This window comes from Pseudomonas sp. P7759, from assembly GCF_013386445.1.
In the GTDB taxonomy this organism is placed as follows: domain Bacteria; phylum Pseudomonadota; class Gammaproteobacteria; order Pseudomonadales; family Pseudomonadaceae; genus Aquipseudomonas; species Aquipseudomonas azotoformans_A.
Genome location: NZ_JACART010000021.1, coordinates 126,458 through 148,550, shown reverse-complemented (window position 1 = coordinate 148,550; position 22,093 = coordinate 126,458). Strand labels below are relative to the sequence as shown.

Sequence of the window (22,093 nt, the reverse complement as noted above, 5' to 3'; positions counted from 1 at the left end):
CTGGCGTACCCCCAGCATCGCTACCAGCGCGCCGTAGCAACTGCCGACACGCCACCACGCAGGCTTTTGCCTCTTAATAAAAGCGCCGGTGAAGGTCCGGAAAGATCATCTGCGCAAACCACACGGGAAGCCCAGGATAGATCGAACGTGACTTGGCCGACGGCGCCTCGACGACGCCCATGTCAATCAATTTTTTGAGCTGATCACTCGCCACTCGATCATGAAGCCCAGAAAAGGTCTTGAAATCTGCTCGGGCAACCTCGCCTTGAGTCAGCAAGATATGAATAGCCTTGGCCATATCCTGCTTTACCCCGGACTCTAGAAAGCGACTCTCGAGTCCAATCACTCTTTCAAGTCGCTGGCGCAAGCTGACAAGCCCCATGGATTGCTCTACGTAATCCATTTGGTCGATACATACTTGCAGCATGAACTCTACAAACTCGAACAACCCGCGTTGGGTCAACTGACCTCGACCATCGAGATCACCTCGACGAGGCTGATCAGCAGCTCGCAGGCGCCCATAGTATTCATCCTGTTTTCGTGCCAGCCCTCGAGAAAGCGACCAAAGAGGCGACGCAAGCCCAAGTCGCATCAACTGCAAATGCGTGACCATGCGGACCACCCGGCCATTGCCATCCTCAAATGGATGAACAAATGCGAGACGATGGTGGTAAGCCAGTGCGCTGAGAACTCGGGAGGTCAGGTCGGGTTGCCCGCCGTATACCTGCTGCAGGCGTTTGAGCATTGGCGTGACGGACTCCCAAGCAGGCGCAGCATGGTCACCTACCAGCACGTTGCGTTGTGCTACATCCCGCAACTGACCGGGTACAAGTAGCCGGCCATCACTGAGCCGCAAATCTTCATCACTGGCATTAGCAAAAAGATGGCGATGAATGACAGATATGAGCTTAGGGGCAAAGAAATCACCCCAAGAGGCTTCGATTGATTTTGGCCGACGTACCGCGCGTTCCAACAACTCCTGAACACCGATATGACTTTCGGCCAGCTCACGCAGGTGTTTAGAGTCACGCCGGGGGACTCGCGCAGACAACGTTGCAGGCTCAGTGAATTGGCCTTCAATGAGATTGCTGTAATAGCTGTTGGTGATTCGCATCAGGCCGCCGATCCGGATGGCGGTATTTTCGGGAAGTAGACCCGTGAGTTTCCCTGCACGAAACGAAAGCGTTTCAGCCGTACGTAAAATTGACGCAGGGAAACCAGGAGATGGCCAGACAGGTTCCAACTAGTGGTTTCCGGAGATGAATTGCTGCGTCATTTTCCGCACCTTTTTCCGATTTATTTTCGGATCTATTTTTCCTTTGAGCCCAATATTAACGGGATATACAGACAGTTTTATACAACTATTTCAGGGAAGACTTTCCGATTTATTTTCTGATTTTTTCAACTGCCTCAATGAGCTCTACATAGCTGGACTCCCCTCCACCCGTCGCCCCCGACAACCAACCCCAAACAAAGCTCAGCGTGGTTACCCCGGCAGCATCCAAACCGACCGTGCCACGCGACCAACCGGACAACAGCTCACCGTCCAAGGTCAGGCACTGAAACAGCAATTCGATAGTGTCTGGACCTGTCACTCGGCCCACTTGCGTGCCCAGGCGAATGCGTCCGCCCTGGTAAGTGCTGGAAATGGCATCACCCTCGACAAGGTAATGAAACACCGTGTCCGAGCCGGAAAGCCCCTGGGCGTTGTTGGCGACGGTGAAGCGGCGGTTGTTCAAGCGCTGGTGGAGCTGGGAGGGGGTTTGCATCGAGGGCGCGTCCTTTCGCGAGAGCCTGGAGACCCGGGCGGGCCTCCAGGATGTGGCGGGTTACTCCACGGTTACCGACTTCGCCAGGTTGCGCGGCTGGTCGACGTCAGTGCCCTTGAGCACGGCCACGTAGTACGACAGCAACTGCAGCGGGATGGTGTAGAGGATCGGCGACAGGGTGTCGTTGATGTGCGGCATGTTGATGACGTGGGTGCCTTCGCCGTTGGTCATGCCAGCCTTTTCGTCAGCGAACACCACCAGTTGGCCGCCACGGGCGCGGACTTCCTGCAGGTTGGACTTGAGCTTTTCCAGCAGTTCGTTGTTCGGCGCCACGGTGACCACCGGCATGTCGTCATCCACCAGGGCCAATGGGCCATGCTTGAGTTCGCCGGCCGGGTAGGCTTCGGCATGGATGTACGAGATTTCCTTGAGCTTGAGCGAACCTTCCATCGCCACCGGGTATTGCGCGCCACGGCCGAGGAACAGGGTGTGGTTCTTGTCGGCGAACAGTTCGGCGACTTTTTCCACGGTGCTGTCCATGGCCAGCGCTTCGCCGAGGCGGGTTGGCAGGCGGCGCAGTTCTTCAACCAGCGTGGCCTCGACGCCTTCGGCCAGGGTGCCGCGCACTTGACCCAGGGACAGGGTCAGCAGCAGCAGGCCCACCAACTGGGTGGTGAAGGCTTTGGTGGATGCCACGCCGATTTCGCGACCGGCTTGGGTCAACAGGGTCAGGTCGGATTCACGCACCAGGGAGCTGATGCTGACGTTGCAGATCGCCAGGCTGGCCAGGAAGCCCAGTTCCTTGGCGTTGCGCAAGGCGGCCAGGGTGTCGGCGGTTTCGCCGGACTGGGAGATGGTCACGAATAGGGTGTCGGGCTGTACCACCACCTTGCGGTAGCGGAATTCGCTGGCGACTTCGACCTGGCACGGGATGCCGGCCAGTTCTTCCAACCAGTAACGCGCAACCATGCCGGCGTGGTAGCTGGTGCCGCAGGCGACGATCTGCACGTTGCGCACTTTGGCGAACAGCTCGGCAGCCTGTGGGCCGAAGGCGTTGACCAGCACTTGGTTCTGGCTCAGGCGACCTTCCAGGGTGCGTTGCACCACAGCCGGTTGCTCGTGGATTTCCTTGAGCATGAAGTGGCGGTATTCGCCTTTGTCGGCGGCTTCAGCGCCGTCGCGGTACTGCACGGCTTCACGCTCGACGGACTGACCGTTAATGTCCCAGATTTGCACGCTTTCACGGCGGATGTCAGCGATATCGCCTTCTTCCAGGTACATGAAGCGGTCGGTGACCTGGCGCAGGGCCAGTTGGTCGGAGGCAAGGAAGTTTTCGCCCAGGCCCAGGCCGATCACCAACGGGCTGCCACTGCGAGCGGCAACCACGCGGTCCGGTTGGCTCGCACTGACCACGGCCAGGCCATAGGCGCCGTGCAGTTCCTTGACCGTGGCCTTGAGGGCGGTGGTCAAGTCGCTGTGGTCCTTGAGCTTGTGATTGAGCAAGTGGGCGATGACTTCGGTGTCGGTGTCCGAGGTGAACACGTAGCCCAGGCCTTTCAGTTGTTCGCGCAACACTTCGTGGTTTTCGATGATGCCGTTGTGCACCACGGCCAGGTCGCCGGAAAAGTGCGGGTGAGCGTTGCGTTCGCACGGCGCACCGTGGGTCGCCCAACGGGTGTGGGCAATGCCCAGACGGCCAACCAGCGGCTCGCCGGCCAGGGCCTGCTCCAACTCGCTGACCTTGCCCGGACGGCGCATGCGCTCCAGCTTGCCGGCGTTGGTGAAGACGGCCACACCGGCGCTGTCATAGCCACGGTATTCCAGGCGCTTGAGGCCTTCGATCAGGATCGGGGTGATGTTGCGTTCAGCGACTGCGCCTACGATGCCACACATGGTGTTTCTCCTAGATGATTGCCGCGCATATCAGCGTAATGCCGCGGGCTTGGATCTGGTCGCGGGCCTCAAGCGGCAGGCGATCATCGGTGATAAGGGTATGGACGCTGCTCCAGGGCAGTTCCAGGTTGGGAATCTTGCGGCCGATCTTGTCGGATTCGACCATGACCACCACTTCCCGGGCGACCTCGGCCATGACGCGGCTCAGGCCCAGCAATTCGTTGAAGGTGGTGGTGCCGCGCAGTAAATCGATGCCATCGGCGCCGATAAACAGTTGGTCAAAGTCATAGGAACGCAGCACTTGCTCGGCGACCTGGCCCTGGAACGAGTCCGAATGCGGGTCCCAGGTGCCGCCGGTCATCAGCAGCACCGGTTCGTGTTCCAGTTCGCTCAACGCACGGGCGACGTGCAGGGAGTTGGTCATCACCACCAGGCCGGGCTGGTGGCCCAACTCGGGGATCATGGCGGCCGTAGTACTGCCGCTGTCGATGATGATGCGCGCATGTTCACGCAGACGCATCACGGCGGCACGGGCGATGGCGCGCTTGTACACCGAGATGGGTTGGGTCGCGTCGCCCACCAGTTCCTGGGGCATGGTGATGGCGCCACCGTAACGGCGCAGCAGCAGGCCATTGCTTTCGAGGGCGGCCAGGTCCTTGCGGATCGTAACTTCCGAGGTTTCGAAACGCTTGGCCAACTCGTCCACGCTGACTTCGCCCTGTTCATTGAGCAAGGTCAGGATATTGTGGCGTCGTTGGGGGGTATTTCGTTTCGACATTTTGGCTTTAAGTTTCGTTTCGAAAGATAACGAAGGCAATCAAAACCTATTCGGAGAAAATCGTCAATATGCGGGTATAAAAAAACCTGTGGGTGGTTAGCCAACAGGTTTCAGTGAGTGTGGATAACTCAGGTCTTTTTGATTTTGACCGGGCGCTTCCAGCCGTCAATGTTGCGTTGGCGGGCGCGGGCTACCGCCAGTTGAGACTTATCCACATCCTGGTTGATGGTTGAGCCGGCGGCGGTACTGGCGCCATCGTCGAGGGTAACCGGGGCGACCAGCGAATTATTGGAACCGATAAACACGTCCGCACCAATGGTGGTCTGGTGCTTATTGGCGCCATCGTAGTTGCACGTGATGGTGCCGGCGCCGATATTGGTTCGCGCGCCGACCGTAGCATCCCCCAAGTAGGTCAGGTGTCCGACTTTGGCTTCGGCATCCAACTTGGCATTTTTCAGTTCAACAAAGTTACCCACATGGGCCTTGGCTCCCAGCACGCTACCTGGACGCAGTCGCGCAAACGGACCCGCATCGCTGCCCTCCCCCATCACCGCGCCGTCCAGGTGACTGTTGGCCTTGACCACCACACCTTTGCGCAGGGTGCTGTCCTTGATCACACAGTTCGGGCCAATCACCACGTCGTCTTCGATGATCACGCGGCCTTCGAGGATCACGTTGATGTCGATCAGCACATCGCGGCCGACGGTCACTTCACCGCGTACGTCGAAGCGTGCCGGGTCACGCAACGTCACGCCTTGGGCCATCAGGCGACGGCCTTCGCGCAATTGGTAGTGACGTTCCAGTTCGGCGAGTTGCTTGCGGTCGTTGGCGCCCTGCACTTCCATCGGGTCGTGGGGTTGCTCGGTGGCGACCAACAGGCCATCGCTTACCGCCATCTCGATGACGTCGGTGAGGTAGTACTCGCCCTGGGCGTTGTTGTTGGACAGACGGCTCATCCAATCGCCGAGCTTATCGGCAGGGACCGCCAGGATCCCGGTGTTGCCCTCGGTAATGGCGCGCTGGGCTTCGCTGGCATCTTTGTGCTCAACGATAGCGGCAACCTTGCCATCGGCGTTGCGCACGATGCGCCCGTAACCGGTGGGATCATCCAGTTCAACCGTCAGCAGGCCCATCTGGCCAGGCACGACGTGCTTGAGCAGGCGCTGCAGGGTTTCGACTTCGATCAGCGGCACGTCACCGTAGAGAATCAGCACAGTGTCGGCGCTGATGAAGGGCACGGCTTGAGCGGTGGCGTGGCCGGTGCCCAGTTGTTTGTCTTGCAATACGAAATTCAGATCGTCCGCGGCGAGGCGTTCACGCACCGCATCGGCACCATGGCCAATCACCACGTGAATGCGCTGCGGATCGAGTTGCCGGGCGCTGTCGATAACATGGCCCAGCATGGAATTGCCGGCAACCGGGTGCAGCACCTTGGGCAGGGCCGAACGCATACGGGTGCCCTGGCCTGCGGCGAGAATGACGATTTCAAGAGACATGAGTGGCTACCAATCCTGGGCGGTCCGGCTTCAGACCAGAGAAGTGTTTTGCAAAAAAAGAAAAAGGGTAGCCGAGGCTACCCTTTTTAATCAATCGCGCTTGAAGCATGACGGCATGGCCGCTTACTTCTTGCGGATCTGCTGGAGCGTGCGCAGCTGAGCTGCAGCCTCGGCCAGACGTACAGCAGCAGCGCTGTAGTCGAAGTCCGCACCCTTTTCGTTCAGGGCCTTCTCAGCAGCCTTGACGGCTTCCTGAGCGGAGGCTTCATCCAGGTCGCCAGCACGTTGCACGGTGTCGGCAAGTACCTTGACCATGTTCGGCTGAACCTCGAGGAAACCACCAGAGATGTAAAACACCTCTTTTTCCCCGCCTTGCTTGGTCAGAGTGATCGGACCTGGCTTCAAGCTGGTGATCAACGGCGCGTGACCCATGGCAATACCAAGGTCACCGAGTTCGCCGTGTGCAATCACCATCTCTACCAGACCGGAGAAAATTTCCCCTTCCGCGCTGACGATATCGCAATGGACTGTCATAGCCATCTGATTGCCTCAACCTGATGAGCGCCCGTTTCCGGGCGCCTGGATTACAGTTTCTTGGCTTTCTCGATCGCTTCTTCGATGCCGCCGACCATGTAGAACGCTTGTTCTGGCAGGTGGTCGTAGTCACCGTTGAGGATGCCTTTGAAGCCAGCAATGGTGTCTTTCAGGGAAACGTATTTACCCGATGCACCGGTGAAGACTTCAGCCACGAAGAACGGCTGCGACAAGAAACGCTGGATCTTACGAGCACGGTTTACCAGCTGCTTGTCGGCTTCCGACAGCTCGTCCATACCCAGGATCGCAATGATGTCCTTCAGTTCTTTGTAACGCTGCAGCACGTACTGAACGCCGCGAGCGGTGTCGTAGTGCTCCTGGCCGATCACGTTCGGGTCCAGCTGGCGCGAAGTCGAGTCGAGTGGATCGACCGCTGGGTAGATACCCAGGGAAGCGATGTCACGGGACAGTACGACGGTGGCGTCCAAGTGGGCGAAGGTGGTCGCTGGCGACGGGTCGGTCAAGTCATCCGCAGGTACGTATACCGCTTGGATCGAAGTGATCGAACCTTCCTTGGTCGAAGTGATACGTTCTTGCAGAACGCCCATCTCTTCAGCCAGGGTCGGCTGGTAACCTACTGCCGAAGGCATACGGCCCAGCAGTGCGGATACTTCAGTACCGGCCAGGGTGTAACGGTAGATGTTGTCGACGAACAGCAGAACGTCGTTACCTTCGTCACGGAACTTCTCGGCCATGGTCAGGCCAGTCAGTGCTACGCGCAGACGGTTACCCGGCGGCTCGTTCATCTGACCGTAAACCAGTGCCACTTTGTCCAGAACGTTGGAGTCCTTCATCTCGTGGTAGAAGTCGTTACCCTCACGGGTACGCTCACCCACACCGGCGAACACGGAATAACCGCTGTGCTCGATGGCGATGTTACGGATCAGTTCCATCATGTTTACGGTCTTGCCTACACCGGCACCACCGAACAGACCGACTTTACCGCCTTTGGCGAACGGGCAGACCAGGTCGATAACCTTGATGCCGGTTTCCAGCAGGTCGTTGCCGCCAGCTTGTTCCGCGAACGAAGGTGCTGGACGGTGAATGCCCCAACGCTCTTCGGTGTCGATCGGACCAGCTTCGTCAATCGGGTTGCCCAGTACGTCCATGATCCGGCCCAGGGTCGCTTTACCGACCGGTACGGAGATGGCTGCGCCAGAGTCGACAACGTCCAGACCGCGCTTCAAGCCTTCGGTGGAACCCATCGCAATGGTACGAACTACGCCGTCGCCCAGCTGCTGCTGAACTTCCAGAGTAGTGTCCGCGCCTTGTACTTTCAGCGCGTTGTAGATGCTCGGTACGCTGTCGCGTGGAAATTCCACGTCGATAACGGCGCCGATGATTTGAACGATACGTCCGCTACTCATAGCTGGATCCTCTGAATATTTGAACCGTTAAACCGCGGCAGCGCCGCCGACGATTTCCGAGATCTCTTGGGTGATCGCAGCCTGACGCGCCTTGTTGTAGATCAGCTGCAAATCGCTGATCAGATCACCGGCGTTATCGGTAGCGTTTTTCATCGCGATCATCCGCGCCGCTTGTTCAGCTGCGTTGTTCTCGACCACCGCCTGGTACACCTGCGACTCCACGTAGCGCACCATCAAGCCGTCAAGCAGCTCTTTGGCGTCCGGTTCGTAGAGGTAGTCCCAGTGGTGCTTGAGTTCCTGATCCGGAGTCGCCACCAGTGGAATCAATTGCTCCACGGTTGGCTGCTGGGTCATGGTGTTGATGAACTTGTTGGATACCACGGAGAGGCGGTCAATCCGGCCTTCCAGGTATGCATCCAGCATCACCTTCACACTGCCGATCAAATCATTGATCGACGGCTCTTCACCCAGGTGGCTGATAGCTGCTACGACGTTGCCGCCGAAGTTGCGGAAAAAGGCCGCACCCTTGCTACCAACAACACACAGATCGATCTCGACGCCCTTTTCGCGGTTTACCGCCATGTCCTTGACCAGGGCCTTGAACAGGTTGGTATTCAAACCACCGCACAAACCACGGTCACTGCTCACAACCACATAACCCACACGCTTTACTTCGCGCTCGATCATGAATGGGTGGCGGTATTCCGGGTTGGCGTTGGCCAGATGCCCAATTACCTGGCGGATACGCTCCGCATAAGGACGGCTAGCAGCCATGCGCATTTGTGCCTTGCGCATTTTGCTGACCGCCACTTTTTCCATGGCGCTGGTAATTTTTTGCGTGCTTTTGATGCTCGCAATCTTACTGCGAATCTCTTTTGCGCCTGCCATGTAACACCTATCAGGTTAGCAAGCGGGAGCCTTGCGGCTCCCGCTGCGGCTTACCAGGTTTGGGTGGCCTTGAACTTCTCGATACCGGCTTTGAGGCCAGCGTCGATTTCGTCATTGAAGTCACCCTTCACGTTGATCTTGGCCAACAAGTCGGCGTGATCGCGGTTGAAGTAAGCAATCAGCGCTTGTTCAAAGCTGCCGACCTTGGCGATTTCGACGTCAGTCAGGAACCCACGCTCAGCGGCATACAGCGACAACGCCATGTCAGCGATCGACATTGGGGCGTATTGCTTCTGCTTCATCAGCTCGGTAACGCGCTGACCATGCTCAAGTTGCTTACGGGTCGCTTCGTCCAGGTCAGAAGCGAACTGGGCGAATGCCGCCAGTTCACGGTACTGAGCCAGAGCGGTACGGATACCACCGGAGAGCTTCTTGATGATCTTGGTCTGAGCGGCACCACCCACACGGGATACCGAAACACCGGCGTTCACTGCAGGACGAATCCCTGAGTTGAACATGGCCGATTCCAGGAAGATCTGACCGTCGGTGATGGAAATCACGTTGGTCGGAACGAACGCGGAAACGTCGCCAGCCTGGGTTTCGATGATCGGCAGTGCGGTCAGGGAACCGGTTTTGCCGGTCACTGCGCCGTTGGTGAACTTCTCTACGTACTCTTCCGAAACGCGGGATGCGCGCTCCAGCAGACGGGAGTGGAGATAGAACACGTCGCCTGGGTAAGCTTCACGGCCTGGTGGACGGCGCAGCAGCAGGGAAATCTGGCGGTAAGCCACTGCTTGCTTGGACAGATCGTCATAAACGATCAGCGCGTCTTCACCGCGGTCGCGGAAGAATTCACCCATGGTGCAACCGGCATACGGTGCTAGGTATTGCAGTGCAGGCGATTCCGAAGCACTGGCAGCCACGATGATCGTGTTTTTCAGTGCGCCGTTCTCTTCCAGCTTGCGAACCACGTTGGCGATGGTCGATTGCTTCTGACCAATGGCTACGTAGACGCAGAAAATGCCGCTGTCTTTCTGGTTGATGATCGCGTCGATCGCCAGAGCGGTTTTACCGATCTGACGGTCACCGATGATCAGCTCACGCTGGCCACGGCCGACAGGGATCATGGCATCGACAGCCTTGTAGCCAGTCTGTACAGGCTGGTCTACCGACTTACGCCAGATCACGCCTGGAGCAACTTTCTCGACCGCGTCGGTCTCGGTGTTGCCCAGTGGACCTTTGCCGTCAACAGGGTTACCCAGTGCGTCGACTACGCGACCCAGCAGTTCCTTACCAACCGGAACCTCCAGGATGCGGCCGGTGCACTTGGCGCTCATGCCTTCAGCCAGAGACTGGTAAGCGCCCAGGATTACGGCACCTACGGAGTCCTGCTCCAGGTTGAGGGCCATACCGAAGACGCCGCCCGGAAACTCGATCATCTCGCCGGACATTACGTCGGCCAGACCGTGAATCCGCACGATACCGTCAGATACGCTGACGACAGTGCCTTCGTTACGGGCTTGGGAGGTCACATCGAGCTTGTCGATGCGGCCCTTGATAATTTCACTTATTTCGGAAGGATTGAGTTGCTGCATTGCTCTGCTGCCCCTTCAAACTCAAGATTTCAATGCTTCGGCAAGATTCGCGAGTTTGCCGCGAATCGAGCCATCGATAACCAGGTCGCCGGCGCGAATGACAATGCCCCCAATGAGGGACTTGTCTTCCGCAACTTGCAGGCGCACTTCCCGGTCGAGTCGTGCACTGAGAACCTTGGCGAGTTTGTCTTGCTGTTCTTGGTTCAATGCAAAAGCACTGGTCACTTCAACGTCTACCGACTTCTCTTGCTCGGCCTTGTACAGGTCGAACAGAGCGGCAATCTCCGGCAGAAGCAGGAGACGGTCGTTTTCGGCAACGACGTGGATGAAGTTCTGTACCTTCACATCGAACTTGTCGCCGCACACTTCAATAAAAGTGGCGGCCTTGTCTGCGCTCGTCAGTCGCGGGGCCTTGAGCACGCGCTGCATGGTGTCGTCTTGCGACACTGCTGCAGCCAGGCCGAGCATGGCTGACCAAGAGGCCAGCTGCTGGTGGGCCTGGGCGTGCTCGAAGGCTGCCTTAGCGTAAGGTCGGGCCAACGTGGTCAATTCTGCCATGATCGCCCTCGCTTAAATTTCAGCAGCCAGTTTGTTTACCAGCTCCGCGTGCGCGTTTTGATCGATTGTGGCACCCAGGATCTTCTCAGCACCGCCGACGGCCAGGGCACCCAGTTGGGCACGCAGCGCATCTTTGACACCGTTCAGTTCCTGCTCGATCTCGGCCTGAGCCTGAACCTTCACACGGTCAGCGTCGATACGGGCTTTTTCAACAGCCTCTTCAACGATCTGGTTACCGCGTTTCTTGGCTTGCTCAATGATTTCGGCTGCTTGAGCTTTCGCTTCGCGCAGTTGCTGACCCGCTTTATCTTGGGCCAACTCCAGGTCGCGAGCTGCTCGTGCTGCAGCGTCCAGCCCATCCGCGATCTTCTTCTGACGTTCGTGCAGAGCTGCGATGACCGGAGGCCATACGAACTTCATGCAGAAAACGACAAAAATCAAGAACGCTAAGGACTGACCAATAATGGTTGCATTAATGTTCACGCCAATACCTCGCTCATTCGTTGCACAACACACCAATCACTCGAAAAGACGAGTGATTAACCGGCGAGTTGACCAACGAAAGGGTTCGCGAAGGTGAAGAACAGAGCGATACCAACACCGATCATGGTCACGGCGTCGAGCAGGCCGGCGACGATGAACATTTTAACTTGCAGCATTGGAACCATTTCTGGCTGACGCGCTGCGCCTTCCAGGAACTTGCCGCCCAGCAGGCCGAAACCAATGGCAGTACCCAGGGCGCCCAGGCCGATCAACAGTGCAACAGCGATAGCGGTTAGACCAACTACAGTTTCCATCTTTCCTCCCGACTTTTACGTCGTATGGTTTAGGTTTTTTAGATTTTAAAGCGGTAAAACAAATCGTTTCATAGCCCGGTAGGGCCTACCTTCCCGTTTGACCGGGAAGGACATCAGACTAGTCGAGACTGGTCTTAATGGTTCTCTTCGTGCGCCATCGACAGGTAGACGATGGTCAGCATCATGAAGATGAAGGCCTGCAGGGTGATGATCAGGATGTGGAACACAGCCCACGCCCACTGCAGAACAATGCCCAGGCCGCTAAGCCAGAGCAGGCCGCTGCCGAACATCACAGCGATCAGAATGAACACCAGCTCGCCGGCATACATGTTGCCGAACAGTCGCAGAGCCAGGGAAATCGGCTTGGCGATCAGGGTCACGAATTCCAGCAGGAAGTTCACCGGGATCAGCAGGGCTTGAACGAAGATGTTCTTGCTGCCGAACGGGTGCAGTGTCAGTTCGCCGATGAAGCCGCCGATGCCCTTGATCTTGATGCTGTAGAAAATGATCAACGCGAAGACCGACAGGGCCATGCCCAGGGTAGCGTTCGGGTCAGTGGTCGATACGGCACGGAATGGGATGTGCGGGTCGCCGCTGATCGCCATGGCCAGCTGAGGAATCCAGTCAACCGGGATCAGGTCGACGGCGTTCATCAGGAACACCCAGACGAAGATGGTCAGTGCCAGCGGTGCGATCACCGGGCTACGGCCATGGAAGCTGTCTTTCACGCTGCCATCGACGAATTCGACCAGTACTTCAACGAAGTTCTGCAAAGCACCTGGTTGACCGGAAGTCGCCTTTTTTGCCGCCATGCGGAAAATGAAGACGAAGATCAGACCCAATGCGACCGACCAGCCCAGAGTGTCCAGGTGGAAAGCCCAGAAGCCCATTTCTTTGGCCTCTGCTGCGGAGTGGGCAAAGCCCCAGCCGCCATTAGGAAGCTGACCGAAGGTCAGGTTCTGCAAGTGGTGCTGGATATAGCCCGAAGCGGTTGTTTCTGCCATGGTTGCCTCAAACGCCCTAAGGTTTCGAAAGTCTTGTTTTCATTAGCAGGGGAGCGAACCAGCTGACCAGTTGGGTCAACACGAAGACGCCGAATACAGCCAGCGGCGCCAATGGCTTCACACCTGCAAAGGTCAGTGCAAACAGCACTGCCGTCAAAATCAGTTTCCCTGCCTCGCCGGCATAAAATGACCGGACGATAGCCTGGGCTGCTCGGGCGCCGGAAAACCGAAAGGCCCTGTGAGCAAAATACATATTGGGCAGCAAGGCTATCAGGCCTCCGCAGAGTCCTGAATATCCGGCAACGACTCCATGCCAATACCAAAGCGCCAATGCGGCGATCAGCAAAATGACAAATTGAGCCAATAAAACCGGAAAAACGGCCAAGCGATGGAACGGCAACGTGTTTGGCGTGCGGGTTTCCATCACTCTTGCTCCTCAATGGTCGGCTGCCGGAAATCAATAACTTGGCATAATTTGTGCCGACAAAATGCGCGCAGAGTATAGGGGCGGTTCTGCCCCTATTCAACTGTCGGGTAGTGATTTCCGATCACACGCTACATAAGCAAATGTTTCAGCGGATGTGGGCAAGGACGCCCTGGAGCTCATCAAGCGAGTTATAACCGATGACCAATTGCCCTTTACCTTTCTTGCCGTGGCGAATTTGCACCGCAGAGCCCAGGCGCTCGGCCAGGCGCTGCTCGAGACGGGCAATATCCGGATCAGGTTTGGTCGTTTCGACCGGTGCAGGTTTGCCGCTGAGCCACTGGCGAACCAAGGCCTCGGTCTGGCGAACGGTGAGCCCCCGTGCGACAACGTGTCGCGCCCCTTCAACCTGTTGATTTTCCGGCAAACCGAGCAAAGCACGGGCGTGCCCCATCTCCAGGTCGCCATGGGACAACATGGTCTTGATGACTTCCGGCAGCGCAATCAGGCGCAGCAAGTTGGACACGGTCACGCGGGATTTACCCACCGCCTCGGCCACTTGTTGCTGGGTCAGCTGGAATTCCTGTTGCAAACGCTGCAACGCGATCGCTTCTTCGATCGGGTTTAGGTCTTCGCGCTGGATGTTCTCGATCAACGCCATGGCGATGGCGGTTTCATCCGGTACATCGCGCACCATCGCCGGGATGGTTTCCTTGCCGGCCTGCTGGCTCGCGCGCCAGCGCCGCTCACCGGCGATGATTTCAAAGCGGCCGCCGCCAATCGGGCGCACCACGATCGGCTGCATAACGCCCTGGGCCTTGATCGAATTGGCCAGTTCTTCCAGCGCCTGGGGGTCCATGTCCCGGCGTGGCTGGTATTTGCCGCGCTGGATCAGATCCAGCGGCAGGTGTTGCAGCTCGCGCTCGTCGGCCTGCACCGCTTGTTCCTCAAGCGATGTGACGGTCGGACCACTCAACAGTGCATCCAGTCCACGTCCGAGACCTCGTTTCTTGACGGCCATGGGGATTCCTTAAGTTGGCTGGGCTGCAGCGGTGCGTGAGTTGCGGCGTTGGCGGCGAACCATCTCGCCGGCCAGCGCCAGGTAGGCAATGGCGCCACGCGAGGACTTGTCGTACGCCAGCGCGGGCATGCCGTAGCTTGGCGCTTCGGCCAGACGGATGTTGCGCGGGATCACCGTGTCGTAAAGCTGATCACCGAAATGTTCCTTGAGCTGCGCCGACACATCGTTCATCAGGCTCAGGCGCGGATCGAACATGGTCCGCAGCAAGCCTTCGATCTGCAGGTTCGGGTTGAGCAACTCAGCGATACGCTTGATGTTATCCACAAGGTCGCTCAAGCCTTCCAGTGCGTAGTACTCGCACTGCATGGGGATAATCACCCCATCAGCTGCCACCAACGCGTTCAGCGTGAGCATCGACAGTGACGGCGGGCAGTCGATCAAAATGTAGTCGTAATTCTCGCGGATCGGCGCCAAGGCGCTACGCAGACGGCTTTCCTTCATCTGCATTTCCAGCAGCACCACTTCCGCCGCGGTCAAATCGCGGTTGGCCGGCAGCAGTTGATAACCACCGTGTTCGGAGTAGTGCATGGCCTGGGCCAGGTCACACTCGCCAATCAGCAAGTCGTAGACCGAGTTTTCCAGGCCGTGTTTATCCACACCGCTACCCATGGTGGCGTTGCCCTGTGGATCGAGATCGATCAACAGCACCCGGCGCTTGGTGGCGACCAGGGATGCTGCGAGGTTGATGCAGGTGGTGGTTTTGCCCACGCCACCTTTCTGGTTCGCTATCGCGAATACCTTAGCCATTCTTGCTTGTGTTCCCAATCATGCCGTGCGGCGCAGTATCAGCAGATGGCGTTGGCCTTGGCAACCGGGTACGGCCAAGGCGTGTTCGCTATCGAGGTGGAAGTCTGCCGGCAATGCTAACAGCTCATCGCTTGGATGGACGCCCTTCATTGCCAGCCAGCGCGTATCGCGGTCGCCGAGGTGGCGGGTCCAGTTGCTGAAGTTCTCCATGCTGCTGAAGGCCCTGGAAACAATTCCGTTGAAAGGCTGTTCAGGCGTGAAGGCTTCGACGCGACTGTGGATAACGTGCAGGTTATCCAACTTGAGTTCGAGTTTGACCTGGGTCAGGAAGCGGGTTTTCTTGCCATTGCTGTCCAGGCAGGTCACTTGGGACTCGGGAAACAGGATGGCCAACGGAATGCCAGGCATACCGCCACCACTGCCCACGTCCAACCAGCGGCCGTTTTCGATGAAGGGCATCACGCTCAAGCTGTCGAGCAAGTGACGGGACACCATTTCGTCGGGATCACGCACCGCGGTCAGGTTGTAAGCCTTGTTCCATTTGATCAACAACGCCAAATACCCCAACAGCAACTCATGCTGGGTTTCGGTCAGGTCGACGCCCAACTGGCGTGCACCTGTGGATAACTCTTCTGCGTGTTGCAAGGTGACCAACGAACTCAAGCGCTTTGCTCCAACTGACGGCCCGCGCCGCGTTTTTTCAAATGAATCATCAACAGCGAAATCGCTGCCGGAGTGACGCCGGGGATACGTGAAGCCTGGCCCAATGTCTCGGGACGAGTTATCCCCAGCTTGCTTTGGATTTCTTTCGACAGCCCGGAAATCCCGGTGTAATCGATATCCGCAGGCAGCTTGGTGTCTTCACTGGCGCGCAGGCGAGCGATCTCGTCCTGTTGACGGTCAATGTATCCGGCGTATTTGGTCTTGATTTCAACCTGCTCGGCGACCTGTGGATCTTCTGCGCCCTGGCCGGTCACTTCGACCAGACCAGCGTAGTCGATTTCCGGACGCGACAGCAGGTTGAGCAAGTTGTATTCGTGGGTCAGCGGCGTGCCGAATTTTTCAGCGATCGCGTCGCCTTGTTCGGTGCCAGGACGAACCCAGGTGCTTTTCAGACGCTGTTCTTCCAACGCAATGCTTTCGCGTTTTTTGCAGAAGGCTTCCCAACGCACATCATCGACCAGGCCGAGTTCGCGACCCTTTTCGGTCAGGCGCAGGTCGGCGTTGTCTTCGCGCAGGATCAAACGGTATTCCGCCCGGGAAGTGAACATCCGGTACGGTTCCTGGGTGCCCAGGGTAATCAGGTCATCGACCAGTACGCCGATATACGCTTCGTCGCGACGCGGGCACCAGCTGTCTTTGCCTTGTGCACGCAGTGCTGCGTTGGTTCCGGCCAGCAAACCTTGGGCACCGGCTTCTTCGTAACCGGTGGTGCCGTTGATTTGGCCGGCGAAGAACAGACCGCCAATCACTTTGGTTTCCAGGCTGTACTTCAGGTCGCGCGGGTCGAAGTAGTCGTATTCGATGGCGTAGCCCGGACGCACGATGTGTGCGTTTTCCATGCCACGGATCGATTGCACGATCTGGATTTGCACGTCGAACGGCAGGGAAGTGGAAATCCCGTTCGGGTACAGCTCATGGGTGGTCAAGCCTTCGGGCTCGATGAAGACCTGGTGGCTTTCCTTGTCGGCAAAGCGGTGGATCTTGTCTTCGATCGATGGGCAATAACGCGGGCCGATCCCTTCGATCACCCCGGAGTACATCGGCGAACGGTCGAGGTTCGCGGCAATGATTTCGTGGGTGCGGGCATTGGTGTGGGTGATCCAGCAGCTCACCTGTTTCGGGTGCTGTTCTTTGGAGCCCATGAACGACATGACCGGAATCGGCGTGTCGCCGGCCTGTTCGGTCATCACCGAGAAATCCACAGAACGCCCGTCGATACGCGGCGGGGTCCCGGTTTTCAGGCGGCCAACACGCAGCGGCAATTCACGCAGGCGTTTTGCCAGGGCAATCGACGGCGGATCACCGGCGCGACCACCGGAATAGTTCTGCATACCGATGTGGATAAGTCCGCCAAGGAAAGTCCCGGTGGTCAACACCACGGATTCTGCGAAGAAACGCAGGCCCATTTGCGTGACAACACCGCGTACCTGGTCTTGTTCGACGATCAGGTCATCTGCGGCTTGTTGAAATATCCACAGGTTCGGCTGGTTTTCCAGGGTTTCGCGCACCGCCGCCTTGTACAGGATACGGTCGGCTTGAGCCCGGGTAGCCCTTACGGCTGGGCCTTTGCGGCTGTTGAGCACGCGAAATTGAATACCACCCTTATCGGTAGCCATGGCCATCACGCCGCCAAGGGCATCGATTTCCTTGACCAGATGGCTTTTGCCGATCCCACCAATGGCGGGGTTGCAACTCATTGCACCGAGGGTCTCCACGTTGTGCGTGAGCAACAGGGTTTTTACGCCCATGCGTGCTGACGCCAGTGCTGCCTCGGTACCGGCATGACCGCCGCCGATGACGATCACTTCAAAACGGGAAGGGAAATCCACCACGCACCTCGTGCCTGCTTATGTAGGTAATCAGGAATTGTCTGTTGAAAGGGTTTTGGAGCAATGGCTGCAAGTATAGGGACTTAGCCCTTCCTAAAGAACCCTTTGCACAAAATTTAACCAGCTGTGGATGAATCACAGACAATAGAAATTAAAAGAGAGAAATTTATTAAATCTTTGTTTTTATGTTTATTTCTATGCAGCTACCTTTCTGTGGATAGATCTCTACAGGCCTTTAATTACGTTGTGTACAGAGATTCAAAAGTCTGTGGTCATGTACCAATGAGGGGCTTGGATAAGTGCTTTAAGCCTGTGGATTAAACAGGTGCTTATCCACAGGTGGGTTTTTACTCAGGTTTCAGGCCCTGTTATCAACTGGGCACAGAGGCGGTTATTCACAGGGCTTAATCCACAGAAAGCGGTCACTTGGTGTGTATTTCGCCTACGGCCAAGCCCGCAGAATCGTCCGACTCGGCGATGAGCACTGCAAAAAGAGAGCTATTGTGAGAAAACGGCAGCGCAGTTAATAATAGCGATTATCATTAACCCGCCTTGTCATGCCCTATGTCCCCTCCTTCGCACACGTCCGCAGTCCAGCACATTTATGAGCAACACCATTCCTGGTTGCATGGGTGGCTCAAAGGTAAGTTGCATAACGCCTGCGATGCGGCCGACGTAGCTCACGATACGTTTGTGCGCATCTTGGGCGGACGTCATGCGGCGCAGATCCTTGAACCACGGGACTATTTGGCGACTATCGCGCGGGGCCTGGTGATTGATCGCTACCGTCGGCACGCCATTGAGCAGGCTTACAAGCAAACCTTGGCCGAACGGCCTGAAGCCACAGCTATCAGTGAAGAAGATAAAGCCATCATCATCGAAACCCTGGTGGCAGTGGATAAAGCCTTGTGCGGACTCGGCGAGCGAGCGCGGCGGATCTTCTTGCTGTCGCAGATTGAGGGACTGACTTATCAACAGATCGCCGACCAATTGCAGGTGTCACTGACTACAGTGAAGAAGCACATGATCCGAGCGTTGACCGAGTGTTCGCTGATCATGGCCAGCCTGTAATGGCGACGTCTGATCGCAAGACCTTCGAAGCCGCCGCCAGTTGGTATGTGCAGTTTCAATCCCAGCCACCTACGGCTGCGGAACGCTTGGCCTGGCAACAGTGGCTCAACGGCGATCCCTCCCATCAGGTCGCGTGGAACCAGATGGAACAGTTGCAGCGCAGCCTTGGCGCCCTGCCCCAAGACCTCACCCTGCGCGCCTTGTCGGCTACTCAACAACGTCGCCAGGTATTGAAGTGGGTGCTCGTATTGGGCAGTACGGGTTATCTGGGTTGGAATGTTCAGCAATACAGCAATGTAGGCGCCGACTACCGCACATCTGTAGGCGAACGCCGGCGTATCGAGTTGGCCGACGGCACGCGGATCCACCTCAATACCCGCACGGCGATTGACGTGGTCTTCGACGGGCGCCGGCGTTTGATCCGACTTCGCGAAGGTGAAGTACTTATCCACACGGGTAAGTCGGACGGGCAGCCCCCCTTTTATGTCGACACCCGCCAAGGCCGGATCCAGGCACTGGGGACCCGGTTTACCGTACGCCAATTGCCAGACACCACGCGTGTCGGGGTGCTGGAGGACCGGGTAAGGGTGTCGCCCGGTGATCAGCCCGATCATCTGCGATTGCTCAGTGCAGGTGAATGCGTCGACTTTGATCGTCAGAACGTAGGACCGAACCACGACTATCGAAGGTCCCAGGCTGCCTGGGTCGAAGGCCAGTTGATCGTGTTGGATGCTCGACTGGGGGAGGTGATCGACGAACTTTCACGCTATAGACCGGGTGTCCTGCAATGTGATCAGGCCTGCGCTCGACTGCGTGTTTCCGGGACGTTCCGTCTGGACGCTACCGACGCGGTACTGGCCAACCTGCAAGCCACCTTGCCGATTCAGGTGAGGTATTTAACGCGATATTGGGTTTCGGTGAAGCGAAGCAGTTGACCGAAAAAATTATCCACAAGGGGGTTATCTTTTTTTTGCCTGGATCGGCCCTACAGGTAATCACGATGCAACCTTCAGGGCTAACCCACTTATGCGCCTCCCCATCCAGTTCCGCCAGCGACTTTCCCTCCATGGCATGACCTGCAGCCTGCTGCTCGGCACGGCTGCCGTCGCCGGTGTCTTGCTATCCACAGGCGTCATGGCCGCCAGCGCGGTGCAACACTACGCCATTGGCGCCGGTCCTCTCGACAACGCCTTAAGCCAATTTGCGGCCAGGGCGAACGTGATCCTGTCTTTTTCGCCCCAGCAGACCGCGCGCTTGAATACGTCGGGGCTGGAGGGTAACTATTCGGTGGACCAAGGTTTTGCATTGTTGCTGCAAAACTCGGGGTTACAGGCGGTCGTCCAGGCCCCCGGCAGCTATGTCTTACAGGCTGTTCCTGCTGGCGAACTCACACTTGCGCCGACCACTGTCAGTACTTATCAACAGGTTGGTTTCAATCAAGAGATTGCTGGGGACGTGGGCTACAAGGCACAAAACAGCCGGATCGGCACCAAGACCAGCACACCTCTGTCGGAAACGCCCCGTTCGGTGTCGATCGTCACCGGCCAGCGCATCAAGGACCAGAAATCCCAGAGCCTGACTGAAGTCCTTGGCTACGTGCCAGGTATCTTCGCGCCGCCCTTCGCCGCCGGCGATGGTCTGGCGGGTGACCTGTTCTTCATTCGCGGTTTCAACGCAACGGATTACGGCTACGGCCTGCTGCGTGATGGCCTACGCGTTCAAGGTAATAGGTACGACACGACCAGCGAGCCTTATGGCCTGGAGCGGGTTGAAATCTTCCGGGGTCCTTCCTCCCTGCTCTACGGCGAAAATGCTCCTGGGGGCTTGGTGAACCTGGTCAGTAAACACCCCACGGCCACGCCACAGGGCGAGGTGCAGTTGGGCTATGGCTCGAACAACCGACGCCAAGTGGGTGTGGATATCTCGGGTCCGCTCAACGACAGCGACACTATTCTTGGTCGGGTAGTGATGCTCGGTCGCAAGTCCGACACACAGACCGATCATGTCCCGGACGATCGCCTCTACATCGCGCCATCCCTGACCTTGAACTTCGACGATTACAACAGCCTTACCTTGTTGGCCAATTACCAGAAGGATCACACCAACCTGGAACTCGGCCTGCCAGCCGCTGGCACCTTGCTTACAAACCCCAATGGCAAGTTGTCCAAACACACCATGCTCGGTGATCCGGACTGGAATACGTTCGAGCGCGAAGCCTGGAGCACCGGCTATGAATTTAGCCACAGTTTTAACGACGATTGGCAATTCCGGCAGAACTCACGCTACATGCAGTCGCGCATCAACCGTCATGAAACCTGGCCCGGTGCGCTGAACAACCGCGGCTTCGGCACTCAACTGAACATGACCGGCTACGATCGCTACAACAAGTCGATGGTCTACTCGCTGGATAACCAGCTGGAAGGCAAATTCCAGGTCGGTGGGCTGGAAAGCACCGTGCTGTTCGGCGCCAGCTATGACCGCACCTCATTCAATCAGGATTGGGACGCCGGGTTTGCCGGCACCATCAATGTGTATAACCCGGTGTACCTGCGGGATCCGTTGACCCCGGTGGCGGTGCAAAACACGTTGCTCGAACAGCAGATGAAAGGCGTTTATGCACAGGTCCAGAGCAAATATGACCACTGGTTGTTTTTGCTCGGCGGTCGTCAGGATTGGGTCGACAGTGATTTCCGTGACAAGGTGAACAAAGCCAGCAACACGGGATCGCAAGACCGTAAGTTCACCTACCAGGGCGGGGTGATGTACCAGTTCGACAACGGCCTGACACCGTATGTGAGCTATTCCACTGCGTTTGTCCCTGTGCAGCAGATCTCCAACGCCGGATCACCGCTGAAGCCAATCACCAGCAGCCAGTACGAACTGGGCGTGAAGTACGAGCCGATCGGCTGGGATACGGCGATGACCGTGTCGGTGTATGACTTGCGCAAGCAAGACGATACCTACCTCGACGCCACCACCAATAGTTACCGCCAGGTGGGCGAAAGCCGGGCCAAAGGTGCGGAAGTCGAGGTGAACAGCAACCTCACGCCCAACCTGAATGTGACGGCGGCCTATACCTACACTGATGCGCGGATTACCAAGGATTCAGCAACATCGCTGGTCGAGGGGCGTCAGATGACGGGGGTTCCGCGCAACCAGGCGTCGGTGTGGGGCAAGTACCGTTTCCTCGATGGCCAACTCAAAGGTTTGTCCCTGGGCGGCGGTGTGCGTTACTTCGACAGTACCTTTTCCTACACCGCACCCACGCTCTACGGGAAGTTGGACGCCGGCAGCGTCACCTTGGTGGATGCAGCCATTGGCTATCAGATCGACAAACACTGGTCCGTGGACGTGAACGCCAAGAACCTGTTCGACAAGGAATATGTTTCTGGATGCAACGATGCGGGCCGCTGCTATTGGGGTGACAGCCGTACCTTGCTCGGTACGGTGTCTTACAACTGGTAAGGCGTTGTGGATAA

21 protein-coding genes are annotated in these 22,093 nt (G+C 57.5%); 3 read left to right on the top strand and 18 right to left on the bottom strand.

What is annotated here, in order from left to right:
• Positions 1–73 precede the first annotated feature (73 nt).
• The 18 genes from HX823_RS18220 to mnmG all read right to left on the bottom strand — a co-directional run bounded on the left by HX823_RS18220 (position 74) and on the right by mnmG (position 17,543).
• The gene (locus HX823_RS18220) at positions 74–1,243 is read right to left on the bottom strand and encodes a Fic family protein (RefSeq protein ID WP_256350153.1); all 1,170 of its coding nucleotides are present in this window, start codon (positions 1,241–1,243) and stop codon (positions 74–76) included.
• A gap of 142 nt (positions 1,244–1,385) precedes the next feature.
• Positions 1,386–1,769 (bottom strand): hypothetical protein, encoded by a 384-nt coding sequence (locus HX823_RS18215; protein WP_038845407.1) that lies wholly within the window; start codon positions 1,767–1,769, stop codon positions 1,386–1,388.
• A 60-nt stretch (positions 1,770–1,829) separates the two neighbouring features.
• Complete coding sequence (gene glmS, locus HX823_RS18210) at positions 1,830–3,662, bottom strand: glutamine--fructose-6-phosphate transaminase (isomerizing) (RefSeq protein WP_038845405.1); 1,833 nt, start codon at positions 3,660–3,662, stop codon at positions 1,830–1,832.
• Between the two features lie 10 nt (positions 3,663–3,672).
• Positions 3,673–4,440: a DeoR/GlpR family DNA-binding transcription regulator gene (locus HX823_RS18205; RefSeq protein ID WP_038845403.1), complete on the bottom strand. Its 768-nt coding sequence runs from the start codon at positions 4,438–4,440 to the stop codon at positions 3,673–3,675.
• 128 nt (positions 4,441–4,568) lie between these two features.
• A complete protein-coding gene (gene glmU, locus HX823_RS18200; protein ID WP_177075837.1) occupies positions 4,569–5,936 on the bottom strand; it encodes a bifunctional UDP-N-acetylglucosamine diphosphorylase/glucosamine-1-phosphate N-acetyltransferase GlmU in 1,368 nt (455 codons plus the stop codon).
• A 123-nt stretch (positions 5,937–6,059) separates the two neighbouring features.
• On the bottom strand, positions 6,060–6,476 hold the full coding sequence (locus tag HX823_RS18195) for a F0F1 ATP synthase subunit epsilon (protein ID WP_003177061.1): 417 nt from the start codon (positions 6,474–6,476) through the stop codon (positions 6,060–6,062).
• A 44-nt stretch (positions 6,477–6,520) separates the two neighbouring features.
• Positions 6,521–7,897 carry a F0F1 ATP synthase subunit beta gene (gene atpD / locus HX823_RS18190; protein ID WP_010207684.1) on the bottom strand — a complete coding sequence of 459 codons (1,377 nt, stop codon included), beginning with the start codon at positions 7,895–7,897 and terminating at the stop codon, positions 6,521–6,523.
• 27 nt (positions 7,898–7,924) lie between these two features.
• Positions 7,925–8,785 carry a F0F1 ATP synthase subunit gamma gene (atpG, locus tag HX823_RS18185; protein ID WP_034139931.1) on the bottom strand — a complete coding sequence of 287 codons (861 nt, stop codon included), beginning with the start codon at positions 8,783–8,785 and terminating at the stop codon, positions 7,925–7,927.
• A 50-nt stretch (positions 8,786–8,835) separates the two neighbouring features.
• On the bottom strand, positions 8,836–10,380 hold the full coding sequence (gene atpA / locus HX823_RS18180; RefSeq protein ID WP_010207686.1) for a F0F1 ATP synthase subunit alpha: 1,545 nt from the start codon (positions 10,378–10,380) through the stop codon (positions 8,836–8,838).
• 21 nt (positions 10,381–10,401) lie between these two features.
• Positions 10,402–10,938 carry a F0F1 ATP synthase subunit delta gene (locus tag HX823_RS18175; RefSeq protein ID WP_010207689.1) on the bottom strand — a complete coding sequence of 179 codons (537 nt, stop codon included), beginning with the start codon at positions 10,936–10,938 and terminating at the stop codon, positions 10,402–10,404.
• Between the two features lie 12 nt (positions 10,939–10,950).
• Positions 10,951–11,421, bottom strand: coding sequence for a F0F1 ATP synthase subunit B (locus HX823_RS18170; RefSeq protein ID WP_008439543.1), 471 nt, complete (start codon positions 11,419–11,421; stop codon positions 10,951–10,953).
• A 56-nt stretch (positions 11,422–11,477) separates the two neighbouring features.
• Positions 11,478–11,735, bottom strand: coding sequence for a F0F1 ATP synthase subunit C (gene atpE, locus HX823_RS18165; RefSeq protein ID WP_002555987.1), 258 nt, complete (start codon positions 11,733–11,735; stop codon positions 11,478–11,480).
• A 134-nt stretch (positions 11,736–11,869) separates the two neighbouring features.
• A complete protein-coding gene (gene atpB, locus HX823_RS18160; RefSeq protein ID WP_016978714.1) occupies positions 11,870–12,739 on the bottom strand; it encodes a F0F1 ATP synthase subunit A in 870 nt (289 codons plus the stop codon).
• Positions 12,740–12,755: 16 nt separating this feature from the next.
• Positions 12,756–13,163 carry a F0F1 ATP synthase subunit I gene (locus HX823_RS18155; protein WP_010565865.1) on the bottom strand — a complete coding sequence of 136 codons (408 nt, stop codon included), beginning with the start codon at positions 13,161–13,163 and terminating at the stop codon, positions 12,756–12,758.
• A gap of 148 nt (positions 13,164–13,311) precedes the next feature.
• Positions 13,312–14,184: a ParB/RepB/Spo0J family partition protein gene (locus tag HX823_RS18150; protein WP_038845392.1), complete on the bottom strand. Its 873-nt coding sequence runs from the start codon at positions 14,182–14,184 to the stop codon at positions 13,312–13,314.
• Positions 14,185–14,193: 9 nt separating this feature from the next.
• Complete coding sequence (locus tag HX823_RS18145; protein WP_016978715.1) at positions 14,194–14,991, bottom strand: ParA family protein; 798 nt, start codon at positions 14,989–14,991, stop codon at positions 14,194–14,196.
• Positions 14,992–15,009: 18 nt separating this feature from the next.
• The gene (gene rsmG, locus HX823_RS18140) at positions 15,010–15,654 is read right to left on the bottom strand and encodes a 16S rRNA (guanine(527)-N(7))-methyltransferase RsmG (RefSeq protein WP_177075835.1); all 645 of its coding nucleotides are present in this window, start codon (positions 15,652–15,654) and stop codon (positions 15,010–15,012) included.
• Positions 15,651–17,543, bottom strand: a complete 1,893-nt coding sequence (gene mnmG / locus HX823_RS18135; RefSeq protein WP_025999919.1) for a tRNA uridine-5-carboxymethylaminomethyl(34) synthesis enzyme MnmG — start codon at positions 17,541–17,543, stop codon at positions 15,651–15,653. Before mnmG ends, rsmG begins: the two co-directional genes overlap by 4 nt.
• A gap of 564 nt (positions 17,544–18,107) precedes the next feature.
• On the opposite strand from mnmG, the gene HX823_RS18130 reads away from it, so the two are divergent.
• The 3 genes from HX823_RS18130 to HX823_RS18120 all read left to right on the top strand — a co-directional run bounded on the left by HX823_RS18130 (position 18,108) and on the right by HX823_RS18120 (position 22,079).
• Positions 18,108–18,614 (top strand): sigma-70 family RNA polymerase sigma factor, encoded by a 507-nt coding sequence (locus HX823_RS18130; protein ID WP_038845386.1) that lies wholly within the window; start codon positions 18,108–18,110, stop codon positions 18,612–18,614.
• On the top strand, positions 18,614–19,549 hold the full coding sequence (locus HX823_RS18125; protein ID WP_177075833.1) for a FecR domain-containing protein: 936 nt from the start codon (positions 18,614–18,616) through the stop codon (positions 19,547–19,549). Before HX823_RS18130 ends, HX823_RS18125 begins: the two co-directional genes overlap by 1 nt.
• A gap of 91 nt (positions 19,550–19,640) precedes the next feature.
• The gene (locus HX823_RS18120) at positions 19,641–22,079 is read left to right on the top strand and encodes a TonB-dependent siderophore receptor (RefSeq protein ID WP_177075831.1); all 2,439 of its coding nucleotides are present in this window, start codon (positions 19,641–19,643) and stop codon (positions 22,077–22,079) included.
• The last annotated feature ends 14 nt before the right edge of the window (positions 22,080–22,093 follow it).

Bases quoted from the DNA above. Each gene is read 5' to 3' on its own strand.
- HX823_RS18150 (WP_038845392.1), bottom strand. From the start codon at position 14,184: ATGGCCGTCAAGAAACGAGGTCTCGGACGTGGACTGGATGCACTGTTG.
- HX823_RS18120 (WP_177075831.1), top strand. From the start codon at position 19,641: ATGCGCCTCCCCATCCAGTTCCGCCAGCGACTTTCCCTCCATGGCATG.
- HX823_RS18125 (WP_177075833.1), top strand. From the start codon at position 18,614: ATGGCGACGTCTGATCGCAAGACCTTCGAAGCCGCCGCCAGTTGGTAT.
- atpA (WP_010207686.1), bottom strand. From the start codon at position 10,380: ATGCAGCAACTCAATCCTTCCGAAATAAGTGAAATTATCAAGGGCCGC.
- HX823_RS18130 (WP_038845386.1), top strand. From the start codon at position 18,108: ATGTCCCCTCCTTCGCACACGTCCGCAGTCCAGCACATTTATGAGCAA.
- atpE (WP_002555987.1), bottom strand. From the start codon at position 11,735: ATGGAAACTGTAGTTGGTCTAACCGCTATCGCTGTTGCACTGTTGATC.
- atpD (WP_010207684.1), bottom strand. From the start codon at position 7,897: ATGAGTAGCGGACGTATCGTTCAAATCATCGGCGCCGTTATCGACGTG.
- HX823_RS18175 (WP_010207689.1), bottom strand. From the start codon at position 10,938: ATGGCAGAATTGACCACGTTGGCCCGACCTTACGCTAAGGCAGCCTTC.
- glmU (WP_177075837.1), bottom strand. From the start codon at position 5,936: ATGTCTCTTGAAATCGTCATTCTCGCCGCAGGCCAGGGCACCCGTATG.
- HX823_RS18215 (WP_038845407.1), bottom strand. From the start codon at position 1,769: ATGCAAACCCCCTCCCAGCTCCACCAGCGCTTGAACAACCGCCGCTTC.
- HX823_RS18195 (WP_003177061.1), bottom strand. From the start codon at position 6,476: ATGGCTATGACAGTCCATTGCGATATCGTCAGCGCGGAAGGGGAAATT.
- HX823_RS18205 (WP_038845403.1), bottom strand. From the start codon at position 4,440: ATGTCGAAACGAAATACCCCCCAACGACGCCACAATATCCTGACCTTG.
- HX823_RS18145 (WP_016978715.1), bottom strand. From the start codon at position 14,991: ATGGCTAAGGTATTCGCGATAGCGAACCAGAAAGGTGGCGTGGGCAAA.
- atpB (WP_016978714.1), bottom strand. From the start codon at position 12,739: ATGGCAGAAACAACCGCTTCGGGCTATATCCAGCACCACTTGCAGAAC.
- HX823_RS18155 (WP_010565865.1), bottom strand. From the start codon at position 13,163: ATGGAAACCCGCACGCCAAACACGTTGCCGTTCCATCGCTTGGCCGTT.
- glmS (WP_038845405.1), bottom strand. From the start codon at position 3,662: ATGTGTGGCATCGTAGGCGCAGTCGCTGAACGCAACATCACCCCGATC.
- atpG (WP_034139931.1), bottom strand. From the start codon at position 8,785: ATGGCAGGCGCAAAAGAGATTCGCAGTAAGATTGCGAGCATCAAAAGC.